General features: G+C 45.8%; 7 protein-coding genes and 1 pseudogene. 4 read left to right on the top strand and 4 right to left on the bottom strand.

The window, feature by feature from the left end:
• Window positions 1-586 precede the first annotated feature (586 nt).
• The gene (locus QUA47_RS23455; RefSeq protein ID WP_333432517.1) at window positions 587-1,315 is read right to left on the bottom strand and encodes a PEP-CTERM sorting domain-containing protein; all 729 of its coding nucleotides are present in this window, start codon (window positions 1,313-1,315) and stop codon (window positions 587-589) included.
• 1,435 nt (window positions 1,316-2,750) lie between these two features.
• On the opposite strand from QUA47_RS23455, the pseudogene QUA47_RS31080 reads away from it, so the two are divergent.
• Window positions 2,751-2,947: pseudogene (locus QUA47_RS31080) on the top strand (DUF255 domain-containing protein); the annotation flags it as partial.
• On the opposite strand, the gene QUA47_RS23450 reads toward QUA47_RS31080, so the two are convergent.
• A complete protein-coding gene (locus tag QUA47_RS23450; protein ID WP_333170593.1) occupies window positions 2,884-3,015 on the bottom strand; it encodes a hypothetical protein in 132 nt (43 codons plus the stop codon). The pseudogene QUA47_RS31080 and the gene QUA47_RS23450 sit on opposite strands and share 64 nt — an antisense overlap.
• 189 nt (window positions 3,016-3,204) lie before the next feature.
• Entirely contained in the window at window positions 3,205-4,779 is a 1,575-nt protein-coding gene (locus QUA47_RS23445; RefSeq protein ID WP_333432516.1) for an outer membrane protein assembly factor BamB family protein, read from the bottom strand.
• A gap of 127 nt (window positions 4,780-4,906) precedes the next feature.
• On the opposite strand from QUA47_RS23445, the gene QUA47_RS23440 reads away from it, so the two are divergent.
• Window positions 4,907-6,994 (top strand): thioredoxin domain-containing protein, encoded by a 2,088-nt coding sequence (locus QUA47_RS23440; protein WP_333432515.1) that lies wholly within the window; start codon window positions 4,907-4,909, stop codon window positions 6,992-6,994.
• A gap of 118 nt (window positions 6,995-7,112) precedes the next feature.
• Here QUA47_RS23440 and QUA47_RS23435 read toward each other — a convergent pair whose 3' ends face one another.
• The gene (locus QUA47_RS23435; RefSeq protein WP_190663558.1) at window positions 7,113-7,325 is read right to left on the bottom strand and encodes a helix-turn-helix domain-containing protein; all 213 of its coding nucleotides are present in this window, start codon (window positions 7,323-7,325) and stop codon (window positions 7,113-7,115) included.
• Window positions 7,326-7,458: 133 nt separating this feature from the next.
• On the opposite strand from QUA47_RS23435, the gene QUA47_RS23430 reads away from it, so the two are divergent.
• Together QUA47_RS23430 and dxs are read left to right on the top strand one after the other, a co-directional pair.
• Window positions 7,459-7,692, top strand: coding sequence for a hypothetical protein (locus QUA47_RS23430; RefSeq protein WP_333432514.1), 234 nt, complete (start codon window positions 7,459-7,461; stop codon window positions 7,690-7,692).
• A gap of 445 nt (window positions 7,693-8,137) precedes the next feature.
• Window positions 8,138-10,045, top strand: a complete 1,908-nt coding sequence (gene dxs / locus QUA47_RS23425) for a 1-deoxy-D-xylulose-5-phosphate synthase (RefSeq protein WP_333432513.1) — start codon at window positions 8,138-8,140, stop codon at window positions 10,043-10,045.
• Window positions 10,046-10,185 lie beyond the last annotated feature (140 nt).

Below are 10,185 nucleotides of genomic sequence, written 5' to 3'. Positions count from 1 at the left end.
TCAGTGGTTTGACTCATTTCTATTGGTGGCCAGAGGCAAAATCTTAATCATGGTCAATCGACCGGACATGATATGACACTGAGGTTCAAGTAAATACGGCTGAGCGAGTTAGAGTTCGAGCAATGATCAATGGTGATTATCTGCTTTTAAAGAATCGAGCGTGTCTTTAAAGCGGAAATTATTAAGAAACAGCCTTACGGTAGTTCTTAAATGCGCTGTCTAGGGGCGACTTGACGTTCAATACCACTACCCTGGGGTGCTGTAATTACGCCACCCATCCAGCGATTATTCGCCCTTTAACAGTTCCGCATCAATTCGGATTAGTCCGTTGTAGGGATTGCTCGCCCTCTAAGATGTTTCAATGCCTAGTTGATACACTAGATTCCCAGGACTGAATTATAAATCTTAATAACAGCGGTAACGCTACAACTGCGTTTCATCTCGGCTTCCAAGTCTGGGGTTTTCAGGGTGGCGCGCTATCAGATACTAAGAAACCTGGTTTCTTGGTGAAACCAGGTTTTTAGCTCGAACATAAAATAATCAGTTTGGCATCAAGCCAGAATCGAAAACGAGTTCAAATGATAGCTTATTCAGCTTTTTGAGCTTGAGCGCGTTGCTTTTTGAACATAGTACCAAACCCAACAGCGGCTCCAGCAGCAAGCATTGTTAAAGGTTCAGGAGTAGCTTCAGTGTTGCTAGTGCTGCTGACAAAAGCATCGCTATACTCGCCGCCCTTACCAATACCCTGGACGTGCAACCCTAATCTTAAACTACCATCATTCAACGCGGAAACTACGTTAGCGTAATTTCCAGTAAAGCTCAATCCCAAAACCTCACCCGCGTGGATACCGCCCTGACCACCAACTTTTGAAGCTGAAAAATCAGTGGACCAAGTAGGGGTAAGGTTGTTACTTTGTGCCAAATTATCAGCTTCACTATCTTTAAAACTAACCGGGTTGCCAATATTACCAACATTAACGGCAAAGTTGCTCAATAAATTGGTATTAGAACCTGTGTCAAAGAAAACTGAACCAATAAACATGCTGTTTACTGATGTGTTATTTGCAATCTTGAAGAGAACGTTATTTGAGTCATCACCTGTGACATCAAAGCTAAAGTCCTTAAAAAAAGCATCTCCATACGTATCGCCACCAGCGATATTACCAAAGCCGAAGGCGGAGGCAGGTGCTGCGGATACTGCACTAAGAGCGGCGACACCGGCAACAGCTAAAATAGATTTGACTAAGTTTAGTTGGAATTTCATAGTTGACACCGTTATTTTTAAGTTTGCTGGAAGCAGGTTTTTTTCCTTCACATATTCAATGTAAACCCAACCACAAGTTAATGCAAGTAGTTTTGATAAAGATTCGATGAAGATTCAGAATACGCTTGTTGGATTTAGCCAAAGTGCCTAAATAGATGAGTTCTAGGTAGCCATTTGCTATGGCTTACATCAAAAAATAGGGGTGCTGCCATCCGGATTTTAGTCCTGATTTTTCTCTATTTCAAAAAGCTATAACCCACCTTCCTAACCTGAGTTTTTACACAGCATAATTACTGATAAAACTATTTTTAAGCTCTAAATTATGCCCTTAAAAAGTTTTTGCTCCGTTAATGTACGGTATAAAAGTTTAAGTGATAGCTTGATTGCTGGCTAAAAATAGGTAAAAACCGATGGTGACAGTTGAAACTGCGGAATGTGGGCTATAACTCAGGACAAAATCTTGGATCGTATTCGGTGCGTCGATTCTCGCTTTCGGATTCAGCAACAAGCCCCATTTAGACTCATATGTTGCACCATTACCAAGAACCGGCTCTGGGGCCCGTTCCACAAAGAATGAGTTTTCTGGTGGGGAGTAGGGGGTGGGCAGGAGATCCCGCCCAAAACAGGCTTATCGGTCATGGTGCAACATCTCAGTTTAGAGACCGATGGTTTCGGTGGTCGTTATTATCTGTGACGCCGGAACTTTGACCGACTAAAGGGACGACTCGACTTTCTGGGACATAGTTTTCGGAACGCCTCTGCGGTAGAAGCGGCGCTGGTAGTTACCTAAAAATGTCGGCGTTGCACAATTTGAGGATGATTCTTGTGGGGTGTCCCGCCTGCGGTGAAAATACACGCCTTCGGGCTAGGAGAGCCCATCCCACAAAAAAATCAATATCATCCGGCAATTAGGCAACGCCAAAATGTCGGGACTAACAATTCTATTTCTGGGCCTGCTTGCGCTAAAAATTTGTTAATATTATTTTTTGGAAAAAAGTCAATTCCTATATTTGACGGTGACAAGCAAGTTGAAAGACTTGACGCAGTAAGGGTTTGAGCTGCTTGTCTTCAAAAAAATGTGTGCGTGCGATCGCTAATTTTTAGACTTTCAGCAGGGTCTAATCACGATTGTTCGTGTTCGCTACCATCAAAATGGTCAATAAACTTGTGATAATTGCTACTCTCTTGAGGGAGGTTCAAGAGCCTAAACCCTCTAAATATCAAGGTTTCAGCGGCTTTCTCACTCGGTCAATTCCCAGATGCAGTTTGGCACTGTTTGAGGACAGCAGGAGGAACCGTCGCAGTCAGCAAAAATTTTCCCAGCCGTTGATTGAAGGTTCTCCGAGACGATCGACTCATTTGACATCTAAATTATCAGCGATCGTATGAAAACAGGATGAGCGGCAGCAACTCAGCTAAAACATCTCGCGCTAAACTGCTAGAGAACTGACAAGCTTACCCCGCACGAGTTCAAGTGGATTTGATTCTGGTCAACCGTCTTGCTCAATCCCAAACCCTTTATCTGCGAAAACACGCCGAAAATTCTGTGGACTGGTGGGCCTGGTGCGACGAAGCCTGATAAAGGGGCCGGAGGGAAAATAAACCGATTTTTTTGTCAATTACTCTAGCTGCCACTGGTGTAGGGTGATAGAAGGTGAAGCATTTTGCGATCGGGCGATCGCAAGCTGTAAAATACCTTGAGCATCCTCTGAACCGTAAACTTGACTGATTTGAGTTTCATGAGTTGCCATAACGAGTTTCTGATAATTTCCGAAATTATTTCTCTCATACATATAACCGCAGTTAAACCGCAGGTAGGAATAGGTCGCGGATTTCAACACCCTTTTAAGAACAGGCAAGATGCCTGTTCCACAACAGAGTCTACTTATTGTGGAACAGGCATCTTGCCTGTTCCCGATAGAGGTACAAAATACCAATAACTAACCCAAAGTATACATCCAGCCATCCCTCGCGCAAATCCTCACAATTCCGTCCCAAACTACAGGCGTCGCCTCAAATGACAAGCCCGGCTTAAATCTCCCCGATTCTATTACTTTCAAACGGTAAAACTCCCCTTTAGCATTTTTCAACGCATTCTGATCCCCCGACTTCGCTCGTTCCCAATTCAAATTGAACAAATAAACACCGTTGTATCCCGCACTTATCAGTTTATTGCCATCGGTAAAAATCGGAGTCGAAATTGAAGAACCAATGGCTTTTTTAAATACTATTACGGGAGTATCGTAAGACTGGTTTCGCCAAGGCACAGAAGTTTTTTTACCTGTAATCATATCTTGGGAACCGATGTACAAATTGCCGTCGATCGCGTTGGTGGCAAACAGCGCCGGAAACTCCCCTGAATTGTACTCGTCATTCAACGCCACAGAGCCGATTATCCCGCCTTCCCAGCTAGAAAGGCGGCGATTTCCCGTCGGCAAAAACCATTCGACGCTGGCATTCGGTTCTTTGTTGGGATTTAGCTTCAGCACGCCGCCGTTGCCCTGAATGTATTGTTTTTCAATGGCACAAAACAGTTTTCCCGATTTAGAAATTACAGCACTTCCGTCCAAATCTGAACCTGTATAGAAATCCCAGACTATCTTTTTAGTTTCAATGCTAATACCGTAAATATGACCCGAACCAGCAGCTATAAATATTCGATCTTTGAGCCTTGATGGCGATGATTCCGCGACCAGGTTTCCCCTGTGCTTGCTGATATCTCCTGCTGCATAAAGCTGTACTTCCGACAAGATATTTGGCTGCTTGATTCCTTGTTTAATTTTGGCTTGGCTTGTGGAACTATCGAGAAAATAGCCGATAGCATTTTCCCCCGCATTGAACAAAACGCCACCGCCGAGGTCCAAAGCGCTACTGTCGTTATCCCGGCTGTAGCTTGGCGTTTTCCTGATGTCCAATTTCCAAAGTTCCTTGCCAGTTCTAAAAGATATTGCCCTAAAACTCGGCACGACTTTTTGGCCACCGCCACCGCTGCGGCTGCCTTGCAAAATCACAATTCTGTTTTCGGCGCTCGCTTTTTCATCGATATAAATCGTTGATGAACCTTTGATTATATCATCAAACTTATAGCGCCAAACTTCTTTATTAGTAGCAATATCTATTTTCCGCAAATTGTGGTCATAAGCACCTATAACTAAATAAGTTTTTCCCCCGTCTCTGGTAATTGTGGGCTGTCCAGTCCAACCGGCGCCGCTCCAAACTACAGACCGCCTTCCCAGAAAAGTCCGTCCGCTACCGAGTTGAAATTTGTCGATTAATTTCAAGCTTTTCGGAACACCTCGACCGTAGAACCGGCGCTTGTCGTTACCTAAAAACGTCGGGACTAATAATTCTATTTCTGGGTCTGCTTTCGCCAGAAAATTGTTAAGATTCGTTTCTAATAAAGCTCGATCCGAATCTTCAGTTGGGTACAGTTGGGAAACAGTAGGAGGAACTGCCGCGCTCAGCAAAAATTGTCCGAGCCGTTGATTGAAGGTTCTCCGAGATGATAAACTCATGTTAGAGCGAGATACTCAGCCATAATATTAAACCATGATTATCGGCAACAACTCAACTAAAACATCTCACGCTACACTACGAGAGAACTGACAAGCTTACTCAGCACGAGTTAAAGGGGATTTGATTATGGTCAACCGTCTTGCTCAATCCCAAAGCCTTTACCTGCGGAAACACGCCGAAAATCCGATCGACTGGTGGCCCTGGTGCGATGAAGCCTTAGAAACGGCCCTGCGCGAAAATAAACCGATTTTCCTGTCAATTGGCTACTCTAGCTGCCACTGGTGTACGGTGATGGAAGGGGAAGCATTTTCCGATCGGGCGATCGCCGAATACATGAATTCGCATTTTATACCCGTAAAAGTCGATCGTGAAGAACGCCCGGATATCGACAGCATTTATATGCAAACCTTGCAAATGATGACCGGTCAAGGCGGTTGGCCTCTCAACGTTTTTCTCACTCCAGACGAGCGAGTTCCCTTCTACGGAGGCACTTATTTCCCCGTAGATCCCCGCTACGGACGCCCGGGATTTTTAGAAGTTTTGCAAGCAATTCGCCGATTTTACGACACAGAAAAAGGCAAAGTAGAAGCCTTCAAAGCAGAAATTTTAGGCAACCTCCAACAGACGGCAGCGCTGTCAGGAGTAACCGCCGAATTAAATCGCGAAATCTTTCAAAAAGGCTTAGAAATCAACACCGGAATTGTGGCCGGCCATAACCCCGGACCCAGTTTTCCGATGATACCTTACGCTGAGCTAGCACTGCGGGGAACCCGATTTAATTTTGAATCAAAATACGACAGCAAACAAGTCTGCACTCAGCGCGGATTAGACTTAGCCTTGGGCGGCATTTACGACCACGTAGCAGGGGGATTTCACCGCTACACGGTTGATGCGACTTGGACTGTGCCGCACTTTGAAAAAATGCTTTACGACAACGGTCAAATTGTTGAGTATTTAGCGAATTTGTGGAGTGCGGGAATACAAGAGCCTGCTTTTGAAACTGCGATCGCGGGGACAGTAGAATGGTTGAAGCGAGAAATGACCGCGCCCACAGGCTATTTTTATGCTGCACAAGATGCTGACAGCTTTAACACTTCAGAGGAAGTTGAACCCGAAGAAGGAGCATTTTATGTCTGGACTTATGCCGAACTGGAAGCACTATTAACTGCTGAGGAATTGGCGGAAATTCAAGCACAATTTACTGTTAGCCGTAGCGGCAATTTTGAAGGCAAGAATGTATTGCAGCGCCGCCATCCGGGAAAACTGAGCGACACGGTAGAAACGGCTTTGGCTAAACTCTTTCAAGTTCGCTACGGTGGCAATCCCGATACTGTAAAAACCTTTCCGCCAGCCCGTAACAATCAAGAAGCTAAAAACGACAGTTGGCCGGGTAGAATTCCCGCAGTTACTGACACGAAAATGATTGCTGCTTGGAATAGCTTAATGATTTCGGGTTTAGCCCGCGCTGCGGCTGTTTTTGATAATTTGGAATATCTGGAATTAGCTGTGAAAGCAGCTAATTTTATTTTAGAGAATCAGTGGAAGGATGGGCGGTTTCAGCGGTTGAATTATGACGGACAATCTGCTGTAACCGCGCAGTCGGAAGATTATGCTTTGTTTGTGAAAGCTTTGTTGGATTTGCATCAAGCGAGTTTGACTTTAGGAAACGGGGAAGAGGCAAAACAGTTGCCGAATTCTCAGTTTTGGTTGGAGAAAGCTGTGCAGGTGCAAGAAGAGTTTGATGAGTTTTTGTGGAGCGTGGAGTTGGGAGGATATTACAATACTGCTAAGGATGCTAGCGGAGATTTGTTGGTGCGGGAACGCAGCTATATAGATAATGCAACTCCGGCGGCGAACGGAATTGCGATCGCATCTTTGGTTCGCCTCGCGCTGTTGGGCCCGAATTTAGAATATCTCGATCGCGCCCAACAAGGTTTGCAAGCTTTCAGCAGTATTGTACAAGATGCTCCGCAAGCTTGTCCGAGTCTACTTTCGGCGATCGACTGGTATCAGCATTCTACCCTGATTCGCACGTCACCAGACCAGATTTCCGGGTTGATTTCGCAGTATTATCCGACTGGTGTGTGTCAGATTGAGGCTGATTTGCCTGAAGGTGTTATCGGGTTAGTTTGCGAGTGTTTAACTTGCAAAGAACCGGCGAAAACTCAAGAGCGGCTGTTGGCAGAAATTGTGCAAAGTCAAACGCGGGGTTAGGGACTCGGCGGTTGAAACCGATCCTACAGAAACGAAGTCCGAGCAGAGGGGGACTAACAAATAAAGGATCTCTGACTTCTTTAAGAAGTCGGGGATCTAACAAGTGCGATCGCCTCTACTATTCCAAAAACTCGACCAAATCTTCAATCATTACGTCAAAAGCAAGGGCGATCTTCTGAACGGCGCTAAGGTCAACCGTACTCATGCCGTCATCCCGTCTAGCATAACCCTTAACCGTGTTGTAATTAACCCCAGAGCGATCGGCGACATCTTGCAGCGTCCAGCCCTTTTCTTCTGCCAATTCTCGAATCTTTAGTCTAACTCGCCCCATTTTGCCCTTGACAACAGGTTAGTATTAACCTTAAATATAAGAATAACTCAAAACGATCGCCCTCCTAGCCTCGAAAACTTAAGGGCGATCGCTTTTTCTACCACACCCCGCAAACGCGGGGAAGGATTACCCTATGATACCAACATCAAAGCCAAAATTAAACTCTCATCCCTGGTGTATCGTGCGGCAATTACCGAATATGCAGCGATTGCTGGTTGCTCGGTTCCACCGCCGGGGCGATGCTGAGGGATACATACAGATTGTACGGCGGTTGTTGCCGACTGCTAAACAGGCGATCGTATTTGATACGACAGGGGCGGAGAAATTGCCAGAAGTTCGATCGGCTGAATTAGAACGAATACTCTAATGAATCGATGGGGGCGAGATCCTTTTTTGTTTTAACTGGAAAACCGATAAATAGAAAAGGGATCTCGTCCTTTCCTGAGAAAAATTAAGTAGGTCGCTCTAATTAAACGTCAAACGTTCTTCTGTTAGATACCCCACTTCTTTGAGAAGTGGGGTATCTGAGTATTCTATTTGTTTAGGTGGGCTGAATTAGCTTTAAATGCTTAAGAATCTCCATGCAGCTAACAACTAGCCATTAGCAACTAACAACATAAGCTTTTTTTATATTGACGGCGCACAATTTATTAACTATAATTACAAGGCCAAAAATAACAAAAATCTTACGGCTAACAGTTTTTCTCAAATAACAGCTAAACTATTCTAACGTTTGCGCGTCCCCAGCGTCGCAGGCTCAACCTATAGCTGTTAAGGATTCGTCCTGATTCACAGGAGCAAGATTTTAAAATATGCATCTCAGCGAACTGACTCACCCAAACCAATTACACGGCCTCTCGATTCATCAACTCGAACAAATTGCCCGACAAATTCGAGAAAAGCATTTAGAAACTGTAGCCGCTAGTGGCGGCCACCTCGGCCCAGGATTGGGTGTAGTCGAACTGACCTTAGCACTCTACCAAACACTCGACCTCGATCGCGACAAAGTTACCTGGGATGTCGGCCACCAAGCTTATCCTCACAAATTAATCACCGGCCGCTACAACCAATTCCACACCCTGCGCCAAAAAGACGGCGTTGCAGGCTATCTCAAGCGCTGCGAGAGCAAATTTGACCATTTTGGTGCAGGTCACGCTTCTACAAGCATTTCCGCAGCATTAGGAATGGCGATGGCGCGCGACCTCAAGGGCGAAAACTTTAAAACTGTAGCAGTCATCGGCGACGGCGCCTTGACTGGCGGCATGGCACTCGAAGCGATCAACCACGCGGGCCATATGCCGAAAACCAATTTGTTAGTTGTGCTCAACGACAACGAGATGTCAATCTCGCCCAACGTCGGCGCAATTACCCGCTATTTGAACAAGATGCGACTCTCGCCACCGGTGCAGTTTCTCAAAGAGAACTTAGAGGAACAATTCAAACACATTCCCTTTGTGGGCGAAACTTTTACTCCAGAAATGGAACGCCTCAAAGAAGGGATGAAACGCTTGGCTGTCTCGAAAGTTGGAGCCGTAATTGAAGAATTGGGCTTTACTTACATGGGTCCGGTAGACGGGCACAATTTGGAAGAGTTAATTACCACTTTCAAACAAGCTCATACTATTCAAGGGCCGGTGTTAGTTCATGTGGTGACGGTGAAGGGCAAAGGATATGCGATCGCCGAAAAAGACCAAGTAGGATATCACGCCCAAAATCCCTTTAACTTAGCCACCGGCAAAGGCATTCCCTCCACTAAACCCAAGCCTCCAGCTTACTCTAAAGTATTTGCCCACGCCCTAGTCAAGCTAGCAGAAGATAATCCCAAAATTGTCGGCATTACCGCTGCAATGGCAACCGGAACAGGTCTGGATAAACTGCATGAAAAACTGCCGAAACAGTACATTGATGTCGGGATTGCCGAACAGCACGCCGTGACTTTATCCGCTGGTTTAGCCTGCGAAGGAATGCGCCCGGTTGTGGCAATTTACTCGACCTTTGTGCAGCGAGGATATGACCAAATAATTCACGATGTTTGCATCCAAAACTTGCCAGTTTTCTTCTGTTTGGATCGCGCCGGCATTGTCGGTGCTGACGGCCCCACTCACCAAGGAATGTACGACATTTCTTTCTTGCGGTGTCTGCCAAATATGACAATTATGGCGCCAAAAGATGAGGCAGAATTGCAGCGGATGATAGTCACCGGAATCAACCACACCAGCGGCCCGATCACCATGCGTTACCCGCGCGGCAACGGTTACGGCGTGCCTCTGATGGAAGAAGGTTGGGAAGAATTGCCGATCGGCAAAGCCGAAATTCTCCGCAACGGCGACGATTTGCTGATATTGGGTTACGGTTCAATGGTTTATCCGGCAATGCAAACCGCCGAGATTCTGAGCGAGCACGGCATTGAAGCAACTGTGATCAATGCGCGTTTTGTCAAGCCTTTGGACACCGAATTAATCTTGCCTTTAGCACAGCGAATCGGCAAAGTTGTCACAATGGAAGAAGGCTGTTTGATGGGAGGCTTTGGTTCAGCAGTAGCCGAAGCTTTGTTGGACAATAATGTTGTTGTTCCAGTGATGCGGTTGGGTGTACCCGATACATTGGTAGATCATGCAACCCCTGAACAATCATTTGCCAGTTTGGGATTAAATCCGTCGCAAATGTGCGATCGCATCTTAGCAACCTTCAGCCGCAAACAGTCACCCGTTAGCGTCTAATTAGCTAGAATGGTAGGGTGCGCCTAGCGCACCTTACCATTCGAGACTAATCCTAAGAAATACCCGATCTATGACAGTGTAATAAAACGATCCCGCAAGTCCGAGGGTGTCACATTCAGAACTCTACCTAAAATTTGACC

It is taken from the genome of Microcoleus sp. MON2_D5 (assembly GCF_036701905.1).
Lineage (GTDB): Bacteria > Cyanobacteriota > Cyanobacteriia > Cyanobacteriales > Microcoleaceae > Microcoleus.
Note: the sequence above shows the minus strand (reverse complement) of the source record. Positions and strands in the feature narration are given on the sequence as shown.